Annotated in this window: 24 protein-coding genes; 16 read left to right on the top strand and 8 right to left on the bottom strand. The window is 67.0% G+C overall.

The features are described from left to right. Window positions 1-68 precede the first annotated feature (68 nt). Window positions 69-1301 carry an imidazolonepropionase gene (gene hutI / locus WDC82_RS09745; RefSeq protein ID WP_340117107.1) on the bottom strand — a complete coding sequence of 411 codons (1233 nt, stop codon included), beginning with the start codon at window positions 1299-1301 and terminating at the stop codon, window positions 69-71. 115 nt (window positions 1302-1416) lie between these two features. Between hutI and WDC82_RS09740 the strand changes: the two genes are divergently transcribed. Both WDC82_RS09740 and WDC82_RS09735 read left to right on the top strand, forming a co-directional pair. After that, window positions 1417-2823, top strand: a complete 1407-nt coding sequence (locus WDC82_RS09740; protein ID WP_340117106.1) for a formimidoylglutamate deiminase — start codon at window positions 1417-1419, stop codon at window positions 2821-2823. Window positions 2824-2842: 19 nt separating this feature from the next. Continuing rightward, on the top strand, window positions 2843-3862 hold the full coding sequence (locus WDC82_RS09735; RefSeq protein WP_340117105.1) for an ornithine cyclodeaminase family protein: 1020 nt from the start codon (window positions 2843-2845) through the stop codon (window positions 3860-3862). Here the strand turns inward: WDC82_RS09735 and WDC82_RS09730 are convergent. Further along, entirely contained in the window at window positions 3853-5391 is a 1539-nt protein-coding gene (locus WDC82_RS09730; protein ID WP_340117104.1) for an aromatic amino acid ammonia-lyase, read from the bottom strand. The two genes, WDC82_RS09735 and WDC82_RS09730, sit on opposite strands and share 10 nt — an antisense overlap. 198 nt (window positions 5392-5589) lie before the next feature. On the opposite strand from WDC82_RS09730, the gene WDC82_RS09725 reads away from it, so the two are divergent. The 6 genes from WDC82_RS09725 (at window position 5590) to WDC82_RS09700 (ending at window position 8997) form a co-directional block, all read left to right on the top strand. Beyond that, a complete protein-coding gene (locus tag WDC82_RS09725; protein ID WP_340117103.1) occupies window positions 5590-5940 on the top strand; it encodes a metalloregulator ArsR/SmtB family transcription factor in 351 nt (116 codons plus the stop codon). Then, the gene (locus WDC82_RS09720; RefSeq protein ID WP_340117102.1) at window positions 5924-6403 is read left to right on the top strand and encodes an SRPBCC domain-containing protein; all 480 of its coding nucleotides are present in this window, start codon (window positions 5924-5926) and stop codon (window positions 6401-6403) included. The genes WDC82_RS09725 and WDC82_RS09720 overlap by 17 nt, the downstream gene beginning before the upstream one ends. Window positions 6404-6422: 19 nt before the next feature. Beyond that, entirely contained in the window at window positions 6423-6902 is a 480-nt protein-coding gene (locus WDC82_RS09715) for an SRPBCC domain-containing protein (RefSeq protein ID WP_340117101.1), read from the top strand. 40 nt (window positions 6903-6942) lie between these two features. After that, the gene (locus tag WDC82_RS09710) at window positions 6943-7674 is read left to right on the top strand and encodes a thioredoxin family protein (protein ID WP_340117100.1); all 732 of its coding nucleotides are present in this window, start codon (window positions 6943-6945) and stop codon (window positions 7672-7674) included. 76 nt (window positions 7675-7750) lie between these two features. Further along, the gene (locus tag WDC82_RS09705; RefSeq protein WP_340117099.1) at window positions 7751-8407 is read left to right on the top strand and encodes a glutathione S-transferase family protein; all 657 of its coding nucleotides are present in this window, start codon (window positions 7751-7753) and stop codon (window positions 8405-8407) included. A gap of 101 nt (window positions 8408-8508) precedes the next feature. Beyond that, the gene (locus tag WDC82_RS09700) at window positions 8509-8997 is read left to right on the top strand and encodes an SRPBCC family protein (protein WP_340117098.1); all 489 of its coding nucleotides are present in this window, start codon (window positions 8509-8511) and stop codon (window positions 8995-8997) included. Here the strand turns inward: WDC82_RS09700 and WDC82_RS09695 are convergent. From WDC82_RS09695 to WDC82_RS09685, 3 genes are read right to left on the bottom strand one after another with little or no spacing between them, the layout of a single operon-like run. Continuing rightward, complete coding sequence (locus tag WDC82_RS09695) at window positions 8992-10698, bottom strand: CHASE2 domain-containing protein (RefSeq protein ID WP_340117097.1); 1707 nt, start codon at window positions 10696-10698, stop codon at window positions 8992-8994. The genes WDC82_RS09700 and WDC82_RS09695 overlap by 6 nt on opposite strands. Before the next feature lie 13 nt (window positions 10699-10711). Then, window positions 10712-12241 carry a M48 family metallopeptidase gene (locus tag WDC82_RS09690; protein ID WP_340117096.1) on the bottom strand — a complete coding sequence of 510 codons (1530 nt, stop codon included), beginning with the start codon at window positions 12239-12241 and terminating at the stop codon, window positions 10712-10714. Continuing rightward, window positions 12226-12687, bottom strand: coding sequence for a hypothetical protein (locus WDC82_RS09685; protein WP_340117095.1), 462 nt, complete (start codon window positions 12685-12687; stop codon window positions 12226-12228). Before WDC82_RS09685 ends, WDC82_RS09690 begins: the two co-directional genes overlap by 16 nt. A gap of 461 nt (window positions 12688-13148) precedes the next feature. On the opposite strand from WDC82_RS09685, the gene WDC82_RS09680 reads away from it, so the two are divergent. Genes WDC82_RS09680 through WDC82_RS09670 form a run of 3 tightly spaced genes read left to right on the top strand, consistent with a single transcriptional unit; the run spans window position 13149 to window position 16606 of the window. Beyond that, the gene (locus tag WDC82_RS09680; protein WP_340117094.1) at window positions 13149-14705 is read left to right on the top strand and encodes a trimethylamine methyltransferase family protein; all 1557 of its coding nucleotides are present in this window, start codon (window positions 13149-13151) and stop codon (window positions 14703-14705) included. 36 nt (window positions 14706-14741) lie between these two features. Further along, window positions 14742-15650, top strand: coding sequence for a DMT family transporter (locus WDC82_RS09675; protein ID WP_340117093.1), 909 nt, complete (start codon window positions 14742-14744; stop codon window positions 15648-15650). Between the two features lie 38 nt (window positions 15651-15688). Beyond that, window positions 15689-16606 carry a DMT family transporter gene (locus tag WDC82_RS09670; protein ID WP_340117092.1) on the top strand — a complete coding sequence of 306 codons (918 nt, stop codon included), beginning with the start codon at window positions 15689-15691 and terminating at the stop codon, window positions 16604-16606. A 6-nt stretch (window positions 16607-16612) separates the two neighbouring features. Here WDC82_RS09670 and WDC82_RS09665 read toward each other — a convergent pair whose 3' ends face one another. Continuing rightward, entirely contained in the window at window positions 16613-17881 is a 1269-nt protein-coding gene (locus WDC82_RS09665) for an aminotransferase class V-fold PLP-dependent enzyme (protein WP_340117091.1), read from the bottom strand. A gap of 220 nt (window positions 17882-18101) precedes the next feature. Here WDC82_RS09665 and lepB point away from each other — a divergent pair, with 220 nt between their 5' ends. Together lepB and WDC82_RS09655 are read left to right on the top strand one after the other, a co-directional pair. Further along, complete coding sequence (lepB, locus tag WDC82_RS09660; protein ID WP_340117090.1) at window positions 18102-18989, top strand: signal peptidase I; 888 nt, start codon at window positions 18102-18104, stop codon at window positions 18987-18989. A gap of 121 nt (window positions 18990-19110) precedes the next feature. Continuing rightward, window positions 19111-20694 carry an adenylate/guanylate cyclase domain-containing protein gene (locus WDC82_RS09655; protein ID WP_340117089.1) on the top strand — a complete coding sequence of 528 codons (1584 nt, stop codon included), beginning with the start codon at window positions 19111-19113 and terminating at the stop codon, window positions 20692-20694. Window positions 20695-20835: 141 nt separating this feature from the next. On the opposite strand, the gene WDC82_RS09650 is transcribed toward WDC82_RS09655, so the two are convergent. Both WDC82_RS09650 and WDC82_RS09645 read right to left on the bottom strand, forming a co-directional pair. Beyond that, on the bottom strand, window positions 20836-21123 hold the full coding sequence (locus WDC82_RS09650) for a GIY-YIG nuclease family protein (RefSeq protein WP_340117088.1): 288 nt from the start codon (window positions 21121-21123) through the stop codon (window positions 20836-20838). A gap of 200 nt (window positions 21124-21323) precedes the next feature. Next, window positions 21324-22268, bottom strand: coding sequence for a fatty acid desaturase (locus tag WDC82_RS09645; RefSeq protein ID WP_340117087.1), 945 nt, complete (start codon window positions 22266-22268; stop codon window positions 21324-21326). 279 nt (window positions 22269-22547) lie between these two features. Between WDC82_RS09645 and WDC82_RS09640 the strand changes: the two genes are divergently transcribed. The 3 genes from WDC82_RS09640 to WDC82_RS09630 are packed head-to-tail and all read left to right on the top strand — an operon-like array spanning window position 22548 to window position 24684. Then, window positions 22548-23441 (top strand): helix-turn-helix transcriptional regulator, encoded by an 894-nt coding sequence (locus tag WDC82_RS09640; protein WP_340117086.1) that lies wholly within the window; start codon window positions 22548-22550, stop codon window positions 23439-23441. Next, window positions 23438-23878: a GFA family protein gene (locus tag WDC82_RS09635; RefSeq protein WP_340117085.1), complete on the top strand. Its 441-nt coding sequence runs from the start codon at window positions 23438-23440 to the stop codon at window positions 23876-23878. The genes WDC82_RS09640 and WDC82_RS09635 overlap by 4 nt, the downstream gene beginning before the upstream one ends. Continuing rightward, on the top strand, window positions 23869-24684 hold the full coding sequence (locus WDC82_RS09630) for a PhnD/SsuA/transferrin family substrate-binding protein (RefSeq protein WP_340117084.1): 816 nt from the start codon (window positions 23869-23871) through the stop codon (window positions 24682-24684). The genes WDC82_RS09635 and WDC82_RS09630 overlap by 10 nt, the downstream gene beginning before the upstream one ends. The last annotated feature ends 15 nt before the right edge of the window (window positions 24685-24699 follow it).

Below are 24699 nucleotides of genomic sequence, written 5' to 3'. Positions count from 1 at the left end.
GAGGGTTGCGCAGCGTTAGCGAGATCGAAGATCGAGCTTACGCAAAGCTGGGTGAGGGGGACGCAGCCTCAGCCCTTTACCACCGTGCCGTCCTTCACCACCTGGCGGCAGGGGTTGTGGCCGATGCGGTAGGCCAGTTCGGCCGGCGAGCTGATGTCCCACAGGACGAAGTCGGCGACCTTGCCGGCCTCCAGGGTGCCGTGGGTCTCTTGCATCCCCAGGGCGCGGGCGCCGTTGCGGGTGATGCCGGCCAGCGCCTCCTCCGGGGTCAGCCGGAACAGGGTGCAGCCCATGTTGAGGATCAGCAGGATCGAGGTGACCGGCGAGGAGCCCGGGTTGCAGTCCGTCGCCAGCGCGATCGGCACGCCGGCTTTGCGCAGCGCCTCGACCGGCGGCAGCTTGGTCTCGCGCAGGAAGTAGAAGGCGCCCGGCAGCAGCACCGCGACCGAGCCCTTCAGCGCCATCGCTCTGATGCCGTCCTCGCAGGTGTATTCCAGGTGGTCGGCGGAGAGGCCGCCGAAGCGGGCGACCAGGTTGGCGCCCTTGAGATCCGAGAGCTGGTCGGCGTGCAGCTTAATCGGAAGGCCCAGCGCCTGGGCCGCCTCGAACACGCGGGCGACCTGCTCCGGATAGAAGGCGATGCGCTCGCAGAAGGCGTCGACGGCATCGGCCAGGCCGGACTCCGCCACCCGCGGCAGCATGGCGAGCACCGTGTCGATGTAGGCCTCCGGCCGGCGGTCGAACTCCGGCGGGATGGCGTGGGCGCCGAGGAAGGTAGTCTTTACCGTGACCGGGGCGGTCTCGCCCAGGCGCCGCGCGACGCGCAGCATCTTCAACTCGTCGTCCAGGGTCAGGCCATAGCCCGACTTGATCTCGACGGTGGTGACGCCCTCGGCCAGCAGGTCGTCGAGGCGGGGCCGGGCGCCGGCGTAGAGCTGCTCCTCGCTGGCCGCGCGGGTCTGCTCCACGGTGTAGCGGATGCCGCCGCCGGCCCGCGCGATCTCCTCGTAGGAGGCGCCGGTCAGGCGCAGTTCGAACTCGCGCGCGCGGTCGCCGCCGTAGACCAGGTGGGTGTGGCAGTCGATGAGGCCCGGCGTGATCCAGGCGCCGCCGGCGTCATGCACCCGCCGGGCCAGCGCGTCCGGCGCGCCGGGCAACTCGGCCTGGGGGCCGATCCAGGCGATGCGGCCGTCCTCGACAGCCAGGGCGCCGTCCGCGATGGCGCCGTAGGGCGCGCCATTCGACACCCCGCCGGCCACCATCGTGGCCAGGTGCGCCCCTGTCCAGAGATCGTCCCACATACCTACCGACCCACCCAATTCGCGGCCCCGAGTTGTATATACAACCCGCATGCCGTACCCTCGCGGCTCTTCTGGTGTCAAGGCCGCTTGCCCGTTCTTCTCATAGCAGGACTCCATGACGATCCATAAGCTTTTTGCCCAGCGGGCATTTCTTCCCGGCGGTTGGGCCGAAGCTGTCCTTTTCGACGTCGACGGCGCCGGAAACATCGTTGGTGTCACGGCGAATGCCGCGCCGGGCGATGCCGAACGGGCGAAGGGCCCGGTGCTGCCGGGCATGCCGAACCTGCACAGCCACGCTTTCCAGCGCGCCATGGCGGGCCTCGCTGAGCATGCCGCGCCGGGTATTGAACGAGGGGGCGGCCGGCGCGACGATTCCTTCTGGACCTGGCGCGAGGTGATGTACCGCTTTGTCGCGACCCTGACGCCGGATCAGGTCGAGGCCATCGCGGCGCAGCTCTACGTCGAGATGCTGGAGAGCGGCTACACGGCGGTCGGCGAGTTCCACTACCTGCATCACGCGCCCGACGGGCAGCCCTATGCCGATGTCGCGGAGATGTCGCGGCGGACCATCGCCGCCGCCCAGGCCACCGGCATCGGCATTTCCCAGCTGCCGGTGCTCTATGGCTACGGCGGTTTCGGGGCTCAGAAAGCGGGCGAGGGGCAGCGGCGTTTCCTGAATGATCCCAGCCGCTTGCTGCGCATCGTTGAGACGCTTAAAGCGTCGCACAAAGCCGATCCGCAGGTGCGCGTCGGCGTCGCGCCGCACTCCCTGCGCGCGGTCACTCCTGAGACTTTGGATGAAGTGGTGACGGGCCTGACGGCGCTCGACGCCACCGCGCCGCTCCACATCCACATCGCCGAGCAGGTGAAGGAAGTGGACGACTGCGTGGCCTGGTGCGGCCGGCGTCCCGTCGAGCAGTTGTTCGAGATCCAGGCGCCGGACGCGCGCTGGTGCCTGGTCCATGCCACTCACATGACCGACGCGGAGACTTCGGCCCTGGCGGCCTCCGGCGCCGTCGCCGGGCTGTGCCCCACCACCGAGGCCAATCTCGGCGACGGGCTCTTTCCGGCGGAACAATACCTCGACGCCGGCGGGCGCTGGGGCATCGGCTCCGACAGCCACATCTCGGTCAGTCCCATCGAGGACCTGCGCCTCTTCGAGTACGGCCAGCGCCTCGCGACGCGCCGCCGCAACGTGCTGGCTGGTGAGGGGGACGCGGCTTCCGTCGGGCATCGTCTCTACCAACAGGCTCTCGCCGGCGGCGCCCAGGCCCTCGGCCGCCCCATCGGTGCGCTGGAGGTCGGCAGGCGCGCCGACCTCGTCGTGCTCGACCCCGATCATCCCGCCGTCGCCACGCTTCCGCCCGAGCGCCTGCTCGACGCCGTGGTCTTCGCCGGCAACCGCAACCCCGTCCGCGACGTCATGGTCGGCGGCCGGTGGGTGGTGACCGAGGGACGGCACCGGGATGCCGAGGCCGTGCAGGCGGCTTACACGACCGCCGTCTCGCAGTTGCTTGCCTAGTATTCAGGAGATCAATGGTTTGACATCCATTTCCTTCACCTATCTCTCCGGTCCCGACATCGAGGCGCTGGAGATGACCGACGACGAGATCCTGACTGCCGTGGAGCGCGGGCTGACCGCCCAGGGCCTCGGCCAGAGCGTCATCGAGCCGCGGGTGCACCTGGAGCCGGACCCGGCCTTCAAGGGTCACTTCAACGTGCTGCGCGGTTACATCGGCAAGGCGGCGGGCTTTGCCACGGGCGGCCTCGCGGGCGTGAAGATCGTCGGCGACTATGTGGACAACTACACGAAGGGCCTGCCGTCGGAGATGGCGCTGCTGAACCTCTTCGATCCCGAGACCGGCATGCCGCTGGCGCTGCTGGACGCCACGGCGATCACAGAAATGCGTACAGGCGCCATCACAGCTTTGGGCGCCAAGTATTTGGCACAAAAGGATTCCAAGGTGCTCGGCCACATCGGCGCCAGGGGCACCGCCTACTGGAACGTGCGCCTGCTGAACCACCTGTTTCCGCTCGAGGAGATCCGCGTCCATTCGCGCCGGCCGGAGAGCCGCGAGCCCTTCGCCGCGCGGCTGACCCGCGACCTCGGCCGCGAAGTGAAGGCGGTGGACAGCTGGGAAGCCTGCCTCGAGGGCGCCGACATCCAGGTCGAGGCCTCGCGCCTCATGGAGCCGACGCCGCACTTCAAGACGGCCTGGGTGAAGCCCGGCAACTTCGTCGTGCCCTACGGCACCATGAGCGCGGTGGAACTGTCGCTGACCGACGTGATGGACAAGATGGTGGTGGACGACTGGGGCCAGTGCAAAGGCGGCAAGCTCGGCTCGCTGCGGGCCCACGTCGAAAGCGGCAAGCTCTCCGAGCAGACCCTCCACGCCGAGCTTTGCGAGATCGTCACCGGCAGGAAGCCCGGCCGGCAGCGCGACGACGAGACCATCCTGTTCTGGCACCGCGGCCTGTCGCTCTCCGACATTGCGCTGGGCGCCGCCATGCTGGAGAAGGCCGCCGCCCGCGGCCTGGGGCAGAGCCTGCGCTACGCGTGATCGGGTAGCGGCGGCACGCCGGCGCGGGTGAGCAGCGCGCCGTTCTCCAGCAGGTCCGCATCCAGCCGTTCCAGTTCCGCGCCGAAAGGGCGGTCCTCGTCGAGTGGGGCGATGATCTCGCGCAGGGCCGCGAGGGCGGCGGCGACGGTGGGCGCCGGCTTGGCCTCGCGCAGCTCCATCGCCTGGGCCGCCACGGTCAGCTCGATGCCCAGCACCAGGCGGACGCGCCACAGCGCCTCCAGCAGCTTCTTGGCCGCCTGCGGCGCGGTGGTGAGTTCATCCTCCACGCCGTCGGCCGGCGGGCGCAGGTCGCCCGGCACCGGCTGGGCCAGGTGGCGGATCTCCTGCAGCAGGGACTGGGCGATCTTCAGGATCGGCGTCAGGCCGGAGTTGCCGGGGCCGCGCGGCGAGAGACCCAGCGGCAGGCCGCTGAGGGCGGGCGCCAGGATCTTGCCGCAGCGCGCCACCGAGCCGGCCGCCGTGTGCGCGAGGGCCTGGCCCAGAGTCTCCAGGGCGAGCGCCAGCGCCGTGGTCTGGAAGTTGGCGGTAGAGATGAGGCGCTCCTCTTCGACCACCACCAGGGGATTGTCGCCGGCGCCGTTCACCTCGGCCAGCACCGCCGGCTCAAGGAAGCGCAGGGCCGCGAGGAGGCTGCCGTGCAGCGGCCCGACGGTGCGCAGTGACAGGGGGTCCTGCAGGCGCCGCGCCTCGGCCGTGTCGGTGAGGGCGCTGCCGGCGAGGATCCGCAGCAGGTGGGCCGAGGCCTCCGGCTGGCCCGGCGCGGGACGCGCCGCCGTTGCCCTGGGGTCGTGCGGTGTCAGGTTGCCGCGGAAGGCCTCCAGCGACGCCGCGGCGGCGAGCTGGGCGAGGCGCCACAGCTCTCCGGCATCGTGCAAGGCGAGGGCGCCGAGCCCCGCCGAGAGCGACGAGGCGCTGCAGAGCGCGATGCCGTCCTTGGGCCCGAGCGTGGCCGGTTCCAGGCCGGCGCCGCGCAGCGCCTCGGCGGCCGGGCGCACTCTGTCGCCGACGGCGATCTCACCTTCACCCACCAGCACTAGGCCGAGTTGCGCGAGCACGCAGAGGTCACTGGCCCCGATCGACCCGATGGAGGGAAGCTGCGGCAGCAGGTTGCGGTTCAGCACCTCGGCCAGCAACGCGGCGATCACCGGGGTGATGCCGGCGCCACCCTGCAGCAGCCCGTTGAGCCGTACCGCCATCACCGCGCGGACCTGGTCGCGCGGCAGGCGCGGCCCCACGGCATGGGCGCGGCCCCGCAGGGTGCGCAGCGAGAAGGCGGCCATGTCGTCGTGGCTGAGGGTGTGGCCGACCTGTGGGCCGAGACCGCGCGTCAGCCCGTAGACCGGCTCGTCGCGCGCGATGACCGCCTCGACCACGCGGCGCCCGGCGTCCAGGCGCGCGCGGGCCTGAGGCGCGATCGCCACCAGGCGGCCATGGCGGGCGACGGCGGCGAGGTCGGCGGCGGTCAGGCTGTCGCCGGTGAGCAGGAGTGGGCCGGTGGTGTCGTGCAACGGAAAGGTCCGATCGGAAGGAGGGGTGCCGCCATCCTACGGTAGGGCCGCGCGGTCGAGTCAATCTTCGAAGGGTTCTGGCTTCCAAGTCCCGCGCTCCTAAGGCCCCGGCTTCGACCTGCTTTCAAAGACCCTTGACGGCGGCGTCGGTCTTCTGTATTTAACCATCAGGTTATTTAACAAGGTGGTTTAATTCGAATGCAGACGGACTCCCTCAGCCAGACCTTTGCGGCGCTTGCCGACCCGACGCGGCGCGCGATTCTGGCGCGCCTCACCCAGGGCGAGGCGACGGTGGGAGAACTGGCCGAGCCTTTCGATATGAGCCTGCCGGCGGTCTCCAAGCACCTGAAGGTGCTGGAGCGGGCCGGGCTGGTGTCGCGGGGGCGCGAGGCGCAGTGGCGGCCTTGCCGCCTGGAGGCAGGGCCGCTGGAGGCCGCCAACGACTGGCTGGAGGTCTACCGCCGCTTCTGGGAGCAGAGCCTCGACCGCCTGGAAAGCTACCTCGACGAGTTGCAGATGAAAGGCAAGCCGCATGGCCGCAAGTCCTGAACTGGTGATCGAGCCGCAAGACCGGGTGCTGGTGATCACCCGCGTGCTCGACGCGCCCCGCGCCCTGGTCTTCAAGGTGTGGAGCCAACCCGAGCACCTGGTGCGCTGGTGGGGCCCGCAGGGCTTTACCCTGCCGGACTGCACCCTGGAGTTCCATCCGGGCGGCGCCTTCCGCTGCCTCATGCGCTCGCCGGAAGGCAGCGAGCACCGCATGCACGGCGTCTACAAGGACATCGTCGAGCCGGAGAAGATCTCCTTCAGCTGGACCTGGATCGACGCGGAGGGCCAGCCGGGTCACGAGACCCTGGTAACGGTCCTTCTGGAAGAGGCGGGCGAGGGCGGCGCCAAGACGAAGCTCACCCTGCACCAGGCCCTCTTCGAATCCGTTACCGCGCGCGACGCGCACAACGGCGGCTGGACGGGGAGCTTCGAGCGTCTCGCTGCCTACGTGGCGCGTCTTTAAACCCTTTCAGGAGATACCGATGGACAGCATTGCCAAGGCCGCCCCGCGGGTCGGCGACAAGGTCACTTTCATCCGCAGTTTCGCCGCGCCACGCGACCTGGTCTTCAAGCTGTGGACCGATCCGGTGCATCTGGCGCGCTGGTGGGGGCCGCAGGGCTTCACCAACCCGGTCTGCGAATTCGATCCACGCCCCGACGGGCGAATCTACATCGAAATGACCGGCCCCGACGGCACCGCCTATCCCATGACCGGAGTGGTGCGCGAGATCGTCGCGCCGGAGCGCCTCGTGATGACGAACTGGTGCTGCCATGACAAGAGCGGGAAGCCCGGTATCGAGGTGCTTACCACGGCGAACTTCGTCGAGGTCGGCAAGCGCACCAAGCTGTTCCTGGAAGCGCGGGTCGTGAAAGCCGATCCGGAAATGCTGGCCGCCCTCGACGGTATGGAGCAGGGCTGGAACGAGAGCCTCGACCGTCTGGCAGAGGCGGTGTCGGAGTAACCCCAACTCGGCACGATCCGAGAAACGAAGGAGTGGAACGATGGACCATCCGGTTGTATCCCGCGAGGAATGGCTGAAGGCGCGCAGCGTGCACCTGGAAGCCGAAAAGGCCCTGACACGTCAGCGCGACAAGCTGTTCCAGGCCCGCCGGGCGTTGCCCTGGGTGAGGGTGGAGAAGGATTACGTCTTCGAAGGACCCGACGGCCCCGTCAGTCTCGGCGACCTCTTCGAGGGCCGCAGCCAGCTTTTCGTGCAGCACTTCATGCTGGGCCCGGACTGGAAGGAAGGCTGCCCCGGCTGCTCCTTCCAGGCCGACCACGTCGACGCCGCGCGCCAGCACTTCGAGCACGCGGACCTCTCCTTCGCTGCCGTGGCGCGCGCGCCCTACGAGAAGATCGCCGCCTTCAAGCGGCGCATGGGCTGGACCTTCCCCTGGGTGTCGTCCTTCGGCAACGATTTCAACTACGACTACCACGTCTCGTTCCGCGCGGACGAACTCGAGCGCGGCGAGGCTCTCTACAACTACCGCACCATCGATCCCGGCATCGACGAGCTGCCGGGCGTGAGCGTCTTCTACCGGGACGACGGCGGCACGATCTATCACACCTATTCCTCCTATGCCCGCGGCGGCGAGGAATTGACCGGCGCCTTCAACTTCCTCGACATGGTGCCCAAGGGTCGCAACGAGCCCGACAGCATCATGCAGTGGGTGCGCCACCACGACCGCTATGACGAGCGGGCGCCGTCGGCCTGCCATTCGGCGGCCGAGTAGGCCCCGGGCGCGCTGAAAGTCCGCCTCGGTCACTCAGCAGAAGTTTTGAACCAGAGATTTCGCAGGGAGAAACGTCATGACCAGTCAAGTCGCCGCCTTTCAATGGGTGCCGGACTTCGCCCAGGGCTTTGTGCGCGACCTTCGCGTCCGCTGGGCGCTGGAGGAAGCCGGCCAGCCTTACGAGACCGTGCTGATCAAGGGCGAGGAGAAGGATGCCGTGGCCTACCGTGCTTGGCAGCCCTTCGGCCAGGTGCCCGCCTTCCGTGACGGGAACATCGAGATGTTCGAGTCCGGCGCCATCGTCCTTCACCTGGCGGAACAGTCCGAGGCGCTGTCGCCCAGGGACGCGGCCGGCCGGGCCAGGGTGATGACCTGGGTCATCGCCGCACTGAACTCCGTCGAGCCCTACAGCTGGAACTTCATTCACTTCAATGGCGAGGGGGCGGGGGAGGCCTGGGCGGAGAAGCGCCGGGCCGAACTCGAAGCGGCCCTCGACCGCCGTCTCGCCCCGCTGGAGCAGCGGCTGAGCGGCCGCGACTACCTCGAAGACCGCTTCACCGCCGGCGATATCATCATGTCGACGGCGCTGCGTGAACTCATGAGTTTCGGCCGCGGTGCCCTGGCGCGTTATCCCGCGCTGACCGCCTACGTCGAGCGCTGCACCGCAAGGCCGGCCTTCATCCGCGCCCTCGAAGCGCAGATGAAGCCGTTCCGCGAGAGCGCGGCGGCCTGATCCCGAAGGCGAGCGTTCGGCAGCCTTCGAACTCACTTGGAAAGGCAGTCGGATGGAGTGGCGGTGCGTCGCCGCTCCATCCATCTACTCTGGAGATCTCCATGACCGCTTCCGCCAAAGCCGCGCCCGCCGCCGGCCCCAAGCATGAACTCGTGCTCACCCGGCTGATCGACGTGCCGCGCGAAAAGCTCTTCCGCTGCTGGACCGAGCCCCAGCTGATGAAACAGTGGTTCGCGCCGCTGCCCTATACGGTTCCGCATGCGGAGGTCGACCTGCGCCCCGGCGGCGGCAGCACCATCGTCATGCGCAGTCCCGAGGGCGAGGACATGCCGATGCACGGTGTCTACCTGGAGGTGGTGCCGAATGAGCGTATCGTCTTTACCGATGCCTATACCGCAGGCTGGGAGCCTTCCGAAAAGCCCTTCTTCACCGCGATCGTCACCTTCGAGAACGAGAACGGCAAGACGCGCTATACCGCCAAGGCCCGCCACTGGACCGCGGAGGATTGCGCGGCCCATGAGAAGATGGGCTTCCACGAAGGCTGGGGACAGTGCGCCGATCAGCTGGCCGCTCTGGCGGCTAAACTATAGACGCTGCTCGTCGCTGTCCGACGCGGCGGCGTGTTCCGTCTCGTCGGCAGGCTCATCCCGCGTCGAGAAGGCCGTCGCCACCACGGACAGGCGCGAGAACACCGCTACCGGCACCAGCAACTGCGACGCCAGATAGATCGAGAGGATGTTCAGCACGTTCACCGGCGGAATGAGGAACACGTGGAGGTCGACGTAGTAGACCGCCAGCATGGTCACAGCCAGCAGGCAGAGGCGGCCGGGCAAGGTGAAGACCAGCAGCGCGCCCAGCAGCTTCAGGGACCATAAGACTTCCTGCTGTTCTCTTTCCCGGTGACTCCCGGCGCCCAGACGGCGTTCATGCAGGTCGGACTGCAGTCTGGTCCAGACGTCCCGGCAGTCGAGCCAGACGTTGCGGCAGGCATGAATGCCCGCCAGGACAAGCGTCCCAGGGCCGCGGATGGCGCGCTCGTGGCCGGTTGGTGGATCCGCCGGCCCGTAGCGTAGCAGGAACACCAAAAGCACGGCGAATATGATGCTGTCATAGAAGGTCCGTATGGCGTCCAGGTTGATTTTCCGGCGCAGGCAATCCAGGTGCAAGAGGGAACAGCTCTCGCCCGCGGAGGCTCGCGTCTCCGGTTCGGTGGTCCCCAGGTAGCGGGCGCCGCGGGTCAGCAGGTTGTCCAGCGCCATGGCGTGCAGGTGTACGCCGGCGATCGGCCGCATGGTGGGCGGGTTGACGATGTCGGGAACACCCGGGTGGTCGAGCCCATAGAACACGATCTTATCGCGCAGCGCCGCTTCCAGTTCCTGATCTCCCAGGCGGTGGAGGACGTCCAGCGGGATGACCGGATGGTAGGCGCAGTTCTGCCGTGGCTCGTTTTCCTGATAGCGGAGCATCCGCCACAGCATCTCGAGTGGCCCCGCGTTATCGTCGACGCAGTTGAACAGCTGGTCCGCGATCTCAAACTTGTCCTGGAACAGGGCGCCGTAGTCGGGAGTCTTGCGGCCCCAGGTGATCAGCATTTCACGATGAAACCGGTCGTCGTCGACGCCCTCCCTTGGGCAATGCGGAGCAAAGTTCTCTGGGACTTCCCCGTAAGCGTGAGCTTTCCGCCACGCCGGGTCGCAGAGCGCCTTGAACATCGCGTAGGCGAGGGGGTAGGCCCCATCGGCGCGCCTGTCGCTTGCGAGGCGATAACCCATATCGGGCCAATCGGTCTTCACCGTGATGTCGCCTTTGAGGAACGGCAACGGCACACCCGCTTCGTTCTCGACAATGCTGCCCAAGGGGGAGCCTGGTGGTGGCGCCGCGCCGAATGTGGGTACGCGTGATCTTGCCTCGTGGAGGGAGTCCCATAGAAAGTCGATCGGATCAGCCCGATTGTTGTCGAGGAAGAACAGGTCCATGGCGATCATCGCCGGCTGCTGCGCCATGATTCTGTCGATGTAGTACGCGTGGTCGCCGTAGCCCATCGGCCAGGAAAGGTTCAGTTCCATCAGCGAAATGGGGTCGATGACGACCACGACGATCTGGTTCTGCAGTTCGTTGCTGTAGGGCGTAATGCCGACGAAGTTCACCAGCCTCACCAGCAGCCGGTCTATCGCCTTGGAATCGCCCGCCGGGTCGTAGTTGAGCAGCAGCAGGAAAAAGGCCCAAGCCAGCAGGAAGCGCCCGACCGGCGTCAGCACGTAGTGGACGCGTCGCGGCCGGTCCCCGCTCATGCCGGTGCCGCGCCTAGCGGGCGGAACGGCAGGCGTACTGGCTTTGCGGATACGCGAAGGCGCAGTCGATCACCAGCTTGCCGCGCCGGTCACCTTCGCCGGCGGCATCGGCAAGGCGTATCATCATGATATAGGCCTGAAAGGGCCATTCGTAGGTCTCGGCGCTCTGATCCAGCAGCTCGAAGGCCGCCTTTCTCTCCCCCCGGTTCGCCAAGACGTCCGCTTTGGCCCGCACCACCTGGAAGGACGGCGCGGGATCGGAATCCAGGGCGATGTCCAGGTTGCGCTCGGCCAACTGCAGGCGGTTCTGGGCCTTGCGCAACGAAAAGAATGCCAGGCGGGTGTATGAATCGCCCTCGGTTGGGCCGCTCACGGCCTGGCGGGCCTTGGGCTCAAGGCGGGCGATGTCGCTCGCGGTGACTTCCTGGCTTTCCAGCGTGGCGATCACTTCGGCGGCTGCGGTGTAAGCCGCGCGTGTCTCCGTTGAGTTCGCAAGGGCCGCGGCCCAATCGCCGCCGGGACGGTCGCGGAACGATTCATCCTCGTAGTCACGTTCGATGTAGGTAACGACCGCGGCGGCGCGCTCGACTGCCGCCGCGTGACGGGCGGCGACTTCGTTCTGCATCTCCTGCAGGGCGCTCAGGCCGTTTTTCACGAGGAAGCCGACGGGATCGACGGCGCCGGTCGCGGGGTCGACGGGCGCCTCGGGCGCTTCCCCGCCGTGCTCGCCGTAGACCTCCTGCTCCAGCTTGTTGAGCTGGATCTCGGCACGGCGGCCGACCTGTTCCTCGTAAGCGGCGAGGGTTTCCAGATACTCCTGTCCGCCCGCCGGGTTGTAGCCGGCGCGCACCATCAGGTCCACGCCCAGGCGGTCGGCTTCGTCTTCCTTGCGGCGTGCCCAGGACGGATAGATCAGGTCGCGCATCAGGATGTCGGAGCCGTAGACCTGCAGCATGCGGCGCAACTCTTCGTCGTTGCCGCTGGCCTCCAGCATCATCGCGGTCTCCGCCGCGGTGAGGACATAGGCGCGGGCGCGATCGAAGAGGCTGAAGTGGTCCAACAGATAGTGGCTGTATTCGTGGCTGAGGATGAAAGCCAACTGCTCTTCGTTCTTCAGGTACTCGAAGAGCGAGTGATGGATGACGATGAGGCCGCCCGGCAGGGACTGGGCGTTCAGCGAGGCATTGGCCGCGATGGCAAGGCGTGGGCGGGCGCTCGGCACCGGTCCCGCGGCGACGATACGGTCCAGTACGCCCTGGGCATAGCTCTGCAGCGGGTCGTGGCGATACATGCCCTTGTTGACCGAGCGCACGAGCCGCAGGTTCTCGTTCTGAAGTTCCGGTTCCGGCTCGAAGTCGGCGGCATCGAACGTCAGGTGGTCGATGTAGCGCCCTTCTTCCTGGCTGGCACAGTAGGAGGTGGTGCAGATGACCTCGTCGGCCAGTTGCTGCACGCCGCAGCCGCCAAGCGGCAGCAGGGCCGCGAGAAGAAAGCCGAAGCGAAAGGGAAGTAACGGCATGGTCTTCATTACGGCTGCTCGCATGCTTCGTTGCCGGCCGCACCGCCGGCAGACCGGGTCTTCACTTGGTTCCGCTCGCAGATGAACTTCTGCAACTCGGCCTGGGAGCCTTGTGTGAAGCGGACCTGGGTGTCGCGCACCCAGTAAATGTTGTCGTTTGGCGCCGCCTTGCCAGCCTCGAACTGGACCGCAGTGCCCGGCGGCAGCTGGATCGGGTTCACCTTACCGACCTTTCCGGCGCACAGCGTGACGACGCTCACGATCTGTTGTGGCATGACGGTGCCGAGGCGGCCGCCTTTGTCGGATTCATAAAGCTTGATGTCGGCTTGATCGCCTTGGGGAAACTCGACGGCATAGCCGCTGTCAGCGGGGTCGCCGCAATCCGCGCCCACGGCGCCGCGGAACGAAGCCGCGACGACGACAAAAGCAATCGCGGCAACCGGCAGCAGCCGCTTGTACCCTTCTCCCATCGTTCCAACCTCCCCCGGGATTGGATCGCTACCGGGTCGCTTTCCGTTACATCTTTTCAGCGAAAGACCGGCTCCCTGCGTCCAGCCTAACACAGCCGGCATCCTGGCTTTCAACGAAAAACGTCCGACAAGGCCGCCGAAGATGTCCGTTGGCCCACCCTCAATTTGCGCGTCGTACGTTATGTCCCGCTATGGATGTACAAGCCAAGCAACAGTTTTTTTCTTTACTTGCTGGCGCGCCCGTCTGTCCCTAGCGCGCGAGTAGAAGCCGATCGAACCGGGGCACCGCTTAGAGCGACGGCGGGTTGTCACAATTCTGCCGTGTATCGGCTCTGTGGGGCCGCTCGCGCCGCCGAAGGATTTCTTGAACGGCAGCGACACCCGGCTGTCGTATACGCAGCAGACTCCGCACGCGCCTGCGGCGAAGCTGAAAACGCAATCATGAAGAAGCGGGGACAGCCATGGTAAGGGACATCACGCGTCGGCGGGCGCGCCAGGGCGCGGGGGCACGCGAGGGCCTGCGGGGCGTCAGCGGCGGCCTGAGACAGTTGCCCTGGACCATCCCGCAGAGCCCCTACCAGCCGCTGGAAGTGCTGACGCCCGAGCAGGTCGAGGCGGTCAGCGACACCGCCTTTCGCATTCTCGAGGAAGTCGGCATGGACTTCCTGCACCCCGAGGCGCTGGAAATCCTGGACAAGGCCGGGGCCGCGGTGGAGCCCGGCAGCCAGCGCGTGCGCTTCGACCGCGGGCTGGTGCGCGAGGCGCTGGCCAGCGCGCCGGCGCAGTTCACCTTGCACGCGCGCAATCCGGCGCACGATCTGCCGGTCGGCGGGCGCCATATCGTCTTCGGCTCGGTCGCCTCGGCGCCCAACGCCTCCGACCTGGAAGGCGGGCGCCGCCCGGGCAACCAGGCTGACTACCAGAACTTCCTGCGCCTCATCCAGACCTTCAACATCGTACACTTCACCGCCGGCTATCCGGTCGAGCCGGTCGACCTGCATCCGGCGACCCGCCACCTCGACTGCCTGCGCGATTGCCTCACCTTCACCGACAAGGCCTTCCATGCCTATGCCCTGGGGCGCACGCGCATCCTCGACGCGCTGGAACTGGTGCGCCTGGGCTTCGGCATCAGCGAGGAAGAGCTGACGCAGGCGCCGCGCCTTTTCACCATCGTCAACACCTCCTCGCCGCTGCGCCTGGACGGGCCGATGATCGAGGGGCTGATCGAGATGGCCCGCCACAACCAGGTGGTCGTGCTGACGCCCTTCACGCTGTCCGGCGCCATGAGCCCGGCGACCCTGGCCGGCGCGCTCGCCCAGCAGCATGCCGAGGCCATGGCGGGCCTGGTGCTCACCCAGTTGGTGCGGCCCGGCGCGCCGGTGGTCTACGGCGGCTTCACCTCCAACGTCGACATGAAGTCGGGCGCCCCCGCTTTCGGCACCCCGGAGTACACCCGCGCGGCCATCGCCGGCGGCCAGCTGGCGCGTCACCTGGGCGTGCCCTACCGCTCGTCCAACGCCAACGCGGCCAACTGCGTCGATGCCCAATCGGCCTATGAGTCGCAGATGTCGATCTGGGGCGCGCTCATGGGCCACGCGAATTTCCTGATGCACGGCGCCGGCTGGCTGGAGGGCGGGCTCTGCGCCTCCTTCGAGAAGTTCGTGCTGGACGCCGAGATGCTGCAGATGATGAGCGAGGTGATGACCCCGCTGGAGGTCACCGAGGATTCGCTGGGCCTCGAGGCCATCCGCGAGGTCGGCCCCGGCGGCCATTTCTTCGGGGCGGCGCACACCCTGGCGCGCTATGAACGGGCCTTCTACAGCCCGATGCTCTCCGACTGGCGCAATTTCGAGACCTGGGAGGAGGCCGGCGGCGAGTCCGCCACCCAGCGCGCCAACCGGCTCTACAAGTCGGTCCTGGCCGAGTTCACGCCGCCGCCGCTGGATCCGGCGATCCGCGAGGCGCTCGACGACTTCGTGGCCCGGCGAACGAGGGAGGGGGGTGCCGAAGCTGCATAACTCTCCGCCGGGCAACTCGGATATGTTCGCACAATAATGAGCGGACTATCCGACAACTCCCGCGGCGCCCTCTTCATGGCGATCTGCATGGCCGGCTTCGTGCTGAACGACGCCATGATCAAGTTGGCAACCCAGGAGATCAGCCTGTTCCAGGCCATCTTCCTGCGCGGCATCCTGGCCAGCCTGCTGATCGGCACCCTGGCGTGGCTGCGCGGCCAGCTGTTCTACCGGGTCTCCCGCGGCGACGGGAAAATGTTGACCCTGCGCGTCATCGGCGAACTGGGCGGCACGATTTGCTACCTGACCGCTCTGATGCACATCCCCATCGCGAATGCCACGGCGATCCTGCAGGCCCTGCCGCTGGCTGTGACCCTCGGCGCGGCGGTCTTCCTCAACGAGCCGGTGGGCTGGCGGCGCTACGCGGCGATCGCCATCGGTTTCGCCGGCGTCCTCATCATCGTGCGGCCCGGTGCCGAGGGTTTCGACGCCTTCGCGCTGCTTGCCGTCGTGGCGGTCGGCTTCGTGACGCTGCGCGATCTCGCCACGCGCCAGCTTTCCGGCCCGGTGCCGTCGCTCTTCGTCGCCTTCTGCACGGCCGTGACCATCATGCTGTTCGGCGCGGTCATGTTGCCCTTTACGGAATGGCAGCCGGTAGAGACTGCGCACCTGCTGACGCTGACGGTGGCCGCCTGCGCGCTGTTCTTCGGCTATGTCTTCAGCGTGTCCTCGATGCGGGTCGGCGAGGTCGCCTTCGTCGCGCCTTTCCGCTATACCATCCTGATCTGGGCGATCCTGCTGGGGATCTTCATCTTCGGCGACGTTCCCGACTTCTGGACGCTGATCGGGGCCGGCGTTATCGTCGCCACCGGCATCTTTACCTTCTACCGTGAGCGCCGCCTGTCACATCGCACGGTGGCGGCGGCTGTGGTGCAGACGGCCGAGTAGTCGGTCGGCGCCGGCAGTCGCAGTCTCAGGAGCTTAGCTTGGTATTCAGCGACAATCTTCGCGGCGCGTTCTTCATGGCGGTCGCCATGGCGGGATTCTGCCTCAACGACACCATGATGAAACTGGTCTTCGCCGACCTCGACCTGTTTCAGGCGATCTTCATGCGGGGACTGCTGCTGACCATCCTGACAGCGGCGCTGGCGATGAAGCGCGGCGAGCTGGCCTACCGCTTCTCGCGCAAGGACTCCCGCATCCTGATCCAGCGCGTGGCGGGGGAGATCGGCAGCGCCGTCTGCTTTCTCACCGCGCTCTATCACATGCCCATCGCCAACGCGACGGCGATCATCCAGGCAATCCCGCTGGCGATCACCCTGGCGGCGGCGCTGTTCTGCGGCGAGCGGGTCGGCTGGCGGCGCTACAGCGCCATCGCAGTCGGCTTCGCCGGCGTGCTGATCATCGTGCGGCCGGGCGGCGAGGGCTTCACGCTCTACTCGTTCTGGGCGATGGCGGCGGTCGGCTTCATGGTGCTGCGCGATCTTTCGACCCGCTACTTTTCGCCGGGCGTTCCCTCGGTGCTGGTCGCCTGCGCCACGGCGCTGGGCACGGCGCTCTTTGCCGGATCGGTGACGTTGACCCGCGAGTGGCAGCCGATGGAGCCGCATCACCTCGGCCTGCTCGTCGCCTCGGCAAGCTTCCTCTTCGTCGGCTATGTGTTTTCGATCATGGCGATGCGCATCGGCGACGTCGCCGTGGTCTCGCCCTTCCGCTACACCATCATGATCTGGGCCATCATCATGGGCATCGTCGTGTTCGGCGAGTTCCCCGACGAATGGACCCTGATCGGCGCCGCGGTCGTCATCGGTATGGGCATCTACACCTTCTACCGCGAGCGCGCGCTCATGAAGCGCGCGCAGGCCCACGCCATCGCCGCGGCAGCGCGACCCACCGCGGAATAGGCCGCCTCAGTCCTTCTTGCCGTCGCCGGTGATCTCGGCCATCGCCGCCAGGAACTGCGCCACTTCCTCAACGGTGTTGTAGTGACACAGGGAAACGCGCACGCAGGAGGTCAACCCCAGCGGGTTCAGCACGTTGCCGGAGTAGTGGTCGGCCTTGCGGGTGTGGGTGCGGATGCCCTGTTCGTTCAGCGCCGCGACGACCGCCGCCGACTCCTGCCCGTCGACCGTCAGCGACACCAGTCCTTCGCGCGCCGGGTTGTCGGCGCCGCCGATGATGCCGACTCCGGGCATCTCCGTCAGGCCTTTGAGGTTGCCGGTGCCGTAGAGCATGGCATCGGTCAGGACCTTTTCGTGCGCATGGATGGCCTCTGCCGCGGCGTCGATGCGCGTGCGCAGGTCGGCGCTGTCGGTGAACCGGCCGCCCAGCCAGGCGAAGTAGTCGACCACGTCGGAGAAGGTGGCATAGGCGCCGGTGTCGCGGGTGCCGAGTTCCCAGTTCTCTTTCGGCCCGCCGACCAGCTGCTCCTTGGGCAGCGCGCTCAGCCGGTCCGAGGCCCAGCCGATGCCGTAGCCATGGCGCGAGAAAACCTTGTAGGGAGAGATGGCATAGCCGTCGATGCCGTAGCTTGCGATATCGATATGGCCGTGGCTGGCGTGCTGAATGCCGTCGACGACGATGAGGCACTCCGGTGCCGCCTTGCGGATGGCGGCGGCGATCCCGGCCACGTCGACCGCCATGCCGGTCACCGGCGAGGTGTGCAGGATGGTGGCAACGCGCAGGTCCGGCGTCAGGTGCGGCGCATAGGCGTCCACCCCGACGGTGCCGGTGGCATTGTCGTGGGCGACGAGGATGTGCTGGCGCCCGGTCTGCCCGGACCAGTAGGCGAGGGCGCTGCGCGAGGCCGGGTGCTCCAGCGTGCTACCGATGGTCTTGCCGCCTGCCGCGGCCGCGTTGACGGCGTTGCGGATCAGGCGGAACAGCACCTCGGTGCCGCTCTCGCCGACGAAAATCTGCCCGCCGGGCGCGTTGAAGAAGCTGCGCGCGTCGGCCTTGGCCTTGTCGATGGTGGCCATCAGCGCCTTGGAGGCCGGGTTGTCGCGCCCCTGGTTGTCCGGGATGGCGGCGAACTTCGCCGAGGTCTCGACCACCGACTTCAGGGTGAGGGCGCCGCCGGCGTTCTCGAAAAAGATGCGCGCTCCGGTGAAGGGGCAGGTATCGACATGGGCGAAACGGCCGCGGATCTCGTCCATCAGGCCGGGTTTCTCGGTGATCATGGGGAAGGGGCTCCAGGCGGGCAGAGACGGAATGGGGGATAAGACAAGCTCTTCCCGTGAGATAGCCCAAGCCGCCCCGCTTGCCAACTGCGAGCTCGGCGGGCCTGGCATGCGTCACCGGGAAACCGTTGCGCGAGTTTGCGGCGCTACGCTATCGATTTGCGCGAGGGAGGAGTGTTAGGGTCGGATCGGAGTTGCTGTCGATCCGGTTGGGGGGAGTATGTTTTCCGCTTTCGTGCACAGGCGTCCCTGGTTTGCCGGGCTGGTCGGGCTGCTGCTGGGCCCGTTCATCGGCATGCTCTACTTGGGCAAGGGCAGAAAGGCCATCCAATACTTGGCGCTGGGCCTGTCAGTTTACGGCTTGCCGCCTGTCCTGGCGCACCTGGGGCTGCTGCCGGTGAAGGCGGAAACCGTTATCCTGGTGCTGTTGATCGCCTATCGCCTGTGGGGCGCCTTAGACTGCCACCGCATCGCCCGGCTGTGCGACGGCGCGGTGCCCATGGCGTGGTTCGCCCGCTGGTATGTCGTTGCCGCGCTGGGCATCGTCCTGCCGCTGGCCGTGCGGGGGCTGGTTTGGGAACCCTACAACTTGCCGTCGGCCAGCATGGAACCCAGCCTGCGGCTGGGCGACTATTTCATCGTCACCAAGCTGCCCTACATCCTGGATCAGCCGCAGCGCGGCGATCTCGTCGTTTTCATCTCCTCCCCGGACGAGACGCCTTACGTGAAACGCCTGGCCGGCCTGCCTGGCGACAGAGTGCAGATGCAGGCGGGGTCGCTATACCTGAACGGAGAGCGTCTCCTCCGTGAGGAAGTCGACATGTTTCAGGAAAATTTTGATCCCGGACGAGGCGAGGTTTATGCGGAGTTCCTACCGAGTGGGCGCAGCTATCTAATCCGCGAGAGGTCCGATCAGGGGCCCTTCGACAATACCGACGTCTACGAGGTGCCGCCCGGCCAGTACTTCTTCCTCGGCGACAACCGGGATAATAGTCTCGACAGCCGCATGGCGATGGGATTCGTGCTTCACGAGAATTTCGTCGGACGCGTCACGGTGATCCTGTGGAACAGCGAGGCGCAGGAGCTGCGTTTCGTGTTCCCGGACTGACGCACCAACGGCTCACCCGAAAGGGGTATCTCGGAAGGTTCGTCGCCCGGATGCTTTGGCATGCTGCCATTGGGCGCCGGATTTGGCATACTCCCCCCGCCGCAGGCCTGGGAGGGATGCCATGGCACGGGCTGCCCGTATACAAGTGATCAAGCCGCACCTGCTGGCCATCGCCGTGGTCCTCGGGCTGGTGATGCTGCCGGTGGCGGTGTGGCTGGACCTGCGCAACCTCTCCGACCAGGTTCTGCAGACCCAGGCAAGCAGCCTCAGCGCGGTCATCAACGATATCCGCGGCTACTACGCCAGGAATGTCGTCGGCCGCGTGCTGGAGGCGCCCGGAACGACCCAGCCCCTGCACAACTACCACGATGTGCCGGGGGCGATTCCCATTCCGGCGACGCTCTCGATCGAACTCGGCGAGGTGATCGGCACCAGACAGGGCATTGCCGGCTACCGCTTCGTCTCCGACTACCCCTTCGCCAACCGGGCCGCGCACGCCCTCGATGCCTTCGAGATCCGGGCGCTCGATGTGTTCCGCCAGGCGCGGCGGGCCGATGCCTCCTTGTGGGAGGCGACGGGGTCGCTGTTCGACCGGCGGATCAGGATCGCCACCCCGGTGATGCTGGGCGGCGCCTGCGTGAACTGCCACAACACCCATCCCGAAAGCCCCAAGCGCGACTGGCAGGCCGGCGACGTGCGCGGCATCCAGTCGATCACCGTCGAGCAGCCGATCGCCGCCAACATCCTGTCCTTCAAGTACCTGCTGGCTTACCTGATCGCCGCGGGTGGGGCGGGCGTGGCCTTCGTCGTGCTGCAGGCCCGCCAGGCGCGCGCCATGCGGCGCATGAACGCGGAGCTGGAAACCGCCAACTCCTTCCTCGCCTCGGTCTCCATGAAGATCGCCAAGTACCTCTCGCCGCAGATCTACAAGAGCATCTTCAGCGGCGAAAAGGACGTCGCCATCTCGACCGAGCGCAAGAAGCTGACCATCTTCTTCTCCGACATCCAGAACTTCACGTCGATGTCGGAGCGTCTGCAGCCGGAAGAGCTGACCGACCTGCTGAACGAGTACTTCACCGAGATGTCGACCATCGCCTCGGCGCACGGCGCAACGCTCGACAAGTTCATCGGCGATGCCATCCTCGCGTTCTTCGGCGACCCGGAAACCAAAGGCGTGCAGGAGGACGCGCGCGCCTGCCTCAGCATGGCCATGGAGATGCAGCACCGCCTGGTGGAGCTGAACGCCGAGTGGCGCCGCCGCCACGGGCTGCAGGAACCCTTCATGGTGCGCATGGGCATCAACACCGGCTACTGCAACGTCGGCAACTTCGGCAGCAGCGACCGCATGGACTACACCATCATCGGCGCCGAGGCGAACCTCGCCGCGCGGCTGCAGTCGATCGCCGAGCCGGGCAGCATCGTGATCTCCTACGAGACCTTCACCCTGGTGGAGGACATGGTGCGCACCCGCAAACTTGAGCCGGTGCGCGTGAAGGGAATCAACCGCGACGTGGTGCCCTACGTCGTGGAAGGCGAACTGGAAGCCGCCACCGGCAGCGTGTTCAGCGAGAGCGGCAACGGCATGAATGTCTTCATCGACGTCGAGCGCCTGGACGAAGCCGACGCTCGCCGCCTCAGCGGCACCCTGCAGAACGCCATGGCCGCGCTGGCCCGGCGCGGCGGTCCGGCGCCGCAGGCGGAGTAGGCGGCGGCGCTCCTGACCTTTCATTCTTTGTCACCCTCGGGCTCGGCCCAACGGTCCAGGGTCGTCGACGAGGGAGCGGTGGCTCTGGATGCTCGGCTCAAGGCCGAGCATGACAGCGGGGGTGAGGGCTGGCGCTGAGGTTTACTGGCAGATGTCTTCCCACAAGTCGCGCCAGGTGGGGTTGTCGCGCTCGACCAATGCGAGCTTCCACCGCCGATCCCAGCGCTTCAGCGATTTCTCCCGCTGGATGGCCGCTTCGATGCTTTCGTGTACCTCAAAAAACACGAGAATCTTCACATCATGTCGTTTCGTGAAGCCAGCGACGGCACCGCTCCGATGTTCGTAGATGCGCCGCACAAGATCATTCGTCACACCGATGTACATCGTACCGTTCCGCTGACTTGCCAAGATGTAGACGTAGTACGACATGAGTCGATGGTAGCATGCGTTTGCCATGGCGCGAGTAGGAGGCGCACGTCCTTAGCCTCTTCTCTACGCGTCACCCTCGGGCTTGACCCGAGGGTCCAGGGGAAGCGACGGAGCGGTCGCCCTGGATGCTCGGCTCAAGGCCGAGCATGACGGTTTGTGTTGCGGTAAGTGGCGTCTGCCCGTCCGGTGAAACCGGACGCCTAAGCCGTCGCGCTCGGATGCAGCGGCTGTTCCTTGGCGCGCAGGAAGTAGCGGCGGAAGACCTCGCTGTAGCCCTTGTAGTAGTAGCCGCCGTTGGAGGCGAGAAAGAGGGCGCGGCGCTGCCGGTAGAAAGCCGGGATGCGGTACCACGGCAGGCCCGGCTTGTCGTGGTGGACCAGGTGCAGGTTGTTGTTGAGGAACAGCAGGCTCATCAGCGGCCCGGCCTCGATGATGACCGAGCGCTCGCTGACCTCCGGGCGCGCCTGGTGTTCCAGGAAGGAGCGCACCAGCGACAGCGAGATGCCCGGATAGACGAACAGCACGAGGTACTGCCACAGCGGCATCTGGCAGATGCCCATCACCCAGGCCAGCACCAGGGTGACGCCCAGGGCATGGATCGCCCAGGCCCTGGCGTGGCTCAGGTCGCCGCCGAAGGCGCGCGCGATCTCGCCCCTGTAGAAGAGCATGAGGCAGCGCAGCGGCCCGAGGACTATGCGCCCGGCCAGGGTGTTGTGGGCCCGCAGCAAGGCGCGGGTCAGCGGGCCTGTTTTGGCCCAGGAAGCGGCATCCAGGTAGTAGCTCTCGGGGTCGGCCAGCGGATCGGTGAGCTGGGCGTCGTTGTGGTGGGCCAGGTGGGTCTCGCGGTAGAGCCGGAAGGGGATCCACAGCCACAGGCTCGGCAGCACCAGCAGTTCGTTGGCCAGCGCCGAGGGCGTCGGATGGCCGTGCGTCACCTCGTGCTGCAGCGAGCCGTGCCAGGCGACCAGATAGGCGCCGATCGGCAGCATGACCCACCAGGGCAGGATCTCATGGAACCACGTAAGGGCGCCGAAACCGGCATAGATCGCCGCGGCAACCACCAGAGTCAGTCCCTCGATGCGGCGCGGCAGCGGGCCGCGCGGCGGGACCGCCGGATGCTGACCCGGCCGGTCCTCGGCCGGCATCTGAAACGACGTGGTTCCCTCAGTGAAAGCGGACGAAACGAGCCCCTGGTTACGCACGAAAAACCTCAAAACCCCCGAATAAACCCCCGAAATGGTCAGCAGACCAACGCTGTCAGGTGACTGACATTTGTCAGGAGGGTGTCAGAAGGAGGTGGGTGCCAACAATGAGACACTGCGCACATTCCGCAGTTTCTTATCACCAAAGTTTACAGATGACGCATATTCGTACTAATATGTGATTTAAATCACCATCTGACGCTATAAATCACAAGTAAGCCAATGGACCGCCGCCGCACCGTCGAGACCTTCCGCGAGCGCCTCAGCGAAGTGATCGAGCGCTCCGGCCTCAGCCGCGCGCGCTTCGCCGCCAAGGCGGGGCTCGACCGCTCGACCCTGTCGCAGCTGCTCTCCGGCGCCAACGACCGTCTGCCGCGCGCCGAGACCATCGCCGCCATCGCCGAGCAGGAGCAGGTCTCCACCGACTGGCTGCTGGGCCTGGTGCAGGAAGAAAAGATCGGCACCAACATCCTGAGCGAGGCCCCGGAGATCGCCCGCGGCGCCTCGTCCTATTCCGACGAGCGCCTGGCGCGCTGGCGCGCGGAGGCGGTCGGCTACAAGATTCGCTATGTGCCGGCCTCCCTGCCGGACCTGCTGAAGAGCGAGGAGATCATCCGCTTCGAGTACCGCCAGCAGGGCAGCAACATGCCGGCCATTCGCCTGGAGCAGGCCGAGGCGCGCCTCGCCTACAGCCGGCGGCCCGAGACGGACCTCGAGGTCTGCTCCTCGCTGCAATCGATCGAGGGCTTCGCGCGGGGGCAAGGGATGTGGGAGAAGCTGCCGGTGGCCGAACGTAAGCTGCAGCTCAGCTGGATGATCGCCCTGGTCGACGAGCTCTACCCCACCCTGCGATGGTTCCTCTACGACGGCCTGGAACATTACTCGGCGCCTGTCACGATCTTCGGGCCGACCCGTGCGGCGGTCTATATCGGCAACATGTACTTCGTGTTCAATTCCACCGAACACATCCGCGCCCTGACGCAGCACTTCGACAATCTCATCCGCGGCGCTATCGTACAGCCGCCCGATGTGCCGCAGCTTCTGAAGCGGCTGTTGAAGGAACTGGAGGAGAAAGAGGTCATGGCGACGTTACAGGGCGGAAGGGGACAACGGTGAGTCCTGCGCGCGATGAACACGAAGGCGGCTGTGCCTGCGGCGCCGTGCGCTACCGCGTCAGCGGCGCGCTGCGGCCGGTGGTGGCCTGCCATTGCAGCCAGTGCCGCAAGGCTTTTACCAACTACGGCGCCTTTACCGCCGCCCAGCGCGACGGCCTGACGATCGACGGCGAGCACGCCGTGACCTGGTTCGATTCCTCGCCGGGCGTGCGGCGCGGCTTCTGCAGCCGCTGCGGCTCGGCGCTGTTCTTTCAGCGCGCCGGAAAGCCCTACACATCCATCGCCGCCGGCACGCTGGACCAGCCCTCGGGGCTGCGTCAGGTGCGCCACATCTTCGTCGCCGACAAGGCCGACTTCTACGAGATCGCCGACGGACTGGAGCAGTTGCCGGAAGGCCAGGGCGCCACTGTCTGGCCGAACAGCGAGCAGTGGTCCTGAAGCCGCAAGCCAGCCTGCCGATGTACGACCTGCCGGAGCTGCGCGCGGCCGGCGACGCGCTGTGGGCGGGCTTCGCGCGCGCCTTCCGCGCCGAGGGACTTGAGGATGTACCGGCGCGGCTGACGCGCGATGACGACGTCATGGCGCTATGGTCGGCGCCGGACCTGTTCTTCAGCCAGACCTGCGGTTACCCGCTGACCCATGACCTTGTCGGTCGGGTGACCCTGGTGGCGACGCCGATCTACGACATTCCGGGGTGTGAGGGCGGGCGGTATCGCAGCGAGATCCTGGTGCGCGCCGACGATCGTGCCGCGGGTCTCGCCGATCTGCGCGGCTGCCGCGCCGCGGCGAATGGCGCCGACTCCCAAAGCGGCTACAGCGCCCTGCGCCACGCGGTCGCCGAACTGGCGGAGGACGGTCGCTTCTTCACTTCCACCGCCTTCACGGGCAGCCACCGGGCATCAATGCGCGAGGTCGCGCAGGGCGCGGCCGATGTCTGTGCCGTCGACATCGTCACCTACCGGCTGCTGTGCCGTGTCGATCCCGGCCTGACCGGCGCGCTGCGCGTTCTCGCCCACAGCGCCGAGGCCCCGGCGCTGCCTTACGTTACCCGCCGCGGCATCGCGGCCGACGACCTGCGGCGCCTGCAGGAGGGGCTGATGCGGGCCATCGGCGATTCGGCCTTGCAGGACGTGCGGGCGGAGCTGCTGCTGGCGGGTGTTGTGGTGCTGCCGCTTTCCGCCTATGACCGCATCCTGGAACTGGAACGCGCCGCGCGCGCCGCCGGCTATCCCGAACTCGCCTGAACGCCCCGTCCGGCC

Source organism: Pelagibius sp. 7325, assembly GCF_037652055.1.
Lineage (GTDB): Bacteria > Pseudomonadota > Alphaproteobacteria > Kiloniellales > Kiloniellaceae > Pelagibius.
The sequence above is the reverse complement of the archived record's forward strand: the minus strand, read 5'-3'. Positions and strand labels throughout refer to the sequence as shown.

Coding starts and splice junctions, on each gene's coding strand:
- hutI (WP_340117107.1), bottom strand. CDS start 1,301: ATGTGGGACGATCTCTGGACAGGGGCGCACCTGGCCACGATGGTGGCC.
- WDC82_RS09740 (WP_340117106.1), top strand. CDS start 1,417: ATGACGATCCATAAGCTTTTTGCCCAGCGGGCATTTCTTCCCGGCGGT.
- WDC82_RS09725 (WP_340117103.1), top strand. CDS start 5,590: ATGCAGACGGACTCCCTCAGCCAGACCTTTGCGGCGCTTGCCGACCCG.
- WDC82_RS09720 (WP_340117102.1), top strand. CDS start 5,924: ATGGCCGCAAGTCCTGAACTGGTGATCGAGCCGCAAGACCGGGTGCTG.
- WDC82_RS09715 (WP_340117101.1), top strand. CDS start 6,423: ATGGACAGCATTGCCAAGGCCGCCCCGCGGGTCGGCGACAAGGTCACT.
- WDC82_RS09710 (WP_340117100.1), top strand. CDS start 6,943: ATGGACCATCCGGTTGTATCCCGCGAGGAATGGCTGAAGGCGCGCAGC.
- WDC82_RS09705 (WP_340117099.1), top strand. CDS start 7,751: ATGACCAGTCAAGTCGCCGCCTTTCAATGGGTGCCGGACTTCGCCCAG.
- WDC82_RS09700 (WP_340117098.1), top strand. CDS start 8,509: ATGACCGCTTCCGCCAAAGCCGCGCCCGCCGCCGGCCCCAAGCATGAA.
- WDC82_RS09695 (WP_340117097.1), bottom strand. CDS start 10,698: ATGAGCGGGGACCGGCCGCGACGCGTCCACTACGTGCTGACGCCGGTC.
- WDC82_RS09690 (WP_340117096.1), bottom strand. CDS start 12,241: ATGCGAGCAGCCGTAATGAAGACCATGCCGTTACTTCCCTTTCGCTTC.
- WDC82_RS09685 (WP_340117095.1), bottom strand. CDS start 12,687: ATGGGAGAAGGGTACAAGCGGCTGCTGCCGGTTGCCGCGATTGCTTTT.
- WDC82_RS09680 (WP_340117094.1), top strand. CDS start 13,149: ATGGTAAGGGACATCACGCGTCGGCGGGCGCGCCAGGGCGCGGGGGCA.
- WDC82_RS09675 (WP_340117093.1), top strand. CDS start 14,742: ATGAGCGGACTATCCGACAACTCCCGCGGCGCCCTCTTCATGGCGATC.
- WDC82_RS09665 (WP_340117091.1), bottom strand. CDS start 17,881: ATGATCACCGAGAAACCCGGCCTGATGGACGAGATCCGCGGCCGTTTC.
- lepB (WP_340117090.1), top strand. CDS start 18,102: ATGTTTTCCGCTTTCGTGCACAGGCGTCCCTGGTTTGCCGGGCTGGTC.
- WDC82_RS09655 (WP_340117089.1), top strand. CDS start 19,111: ATGGCACGGGCTGCCCGTATACAAGTGATCAAGCCGCACCTGCTGGCC.
- WDC82_RS09650 (WP_340117088.1), bottom strand. CDS start 21,123: ATGTCGTACTACGTCTACATCTTGGCAAGTCAGCGGAACGGTACGATG.
- WDC82_RS09645 (WP_340117087.1), bottom strand. CDS start 22,268: ATGCCGGCCGAGGACCGGCCGGGTCAGCATCCGGCGGTCCCGCCGCGC.
- WDC82_RS09640 (WP_340117086.1), top strand. CDS start 22,548: ATGGACCGCCGCCGCACCGTCGAGACCTTCCGCGAGCGCCTCAGCGAA.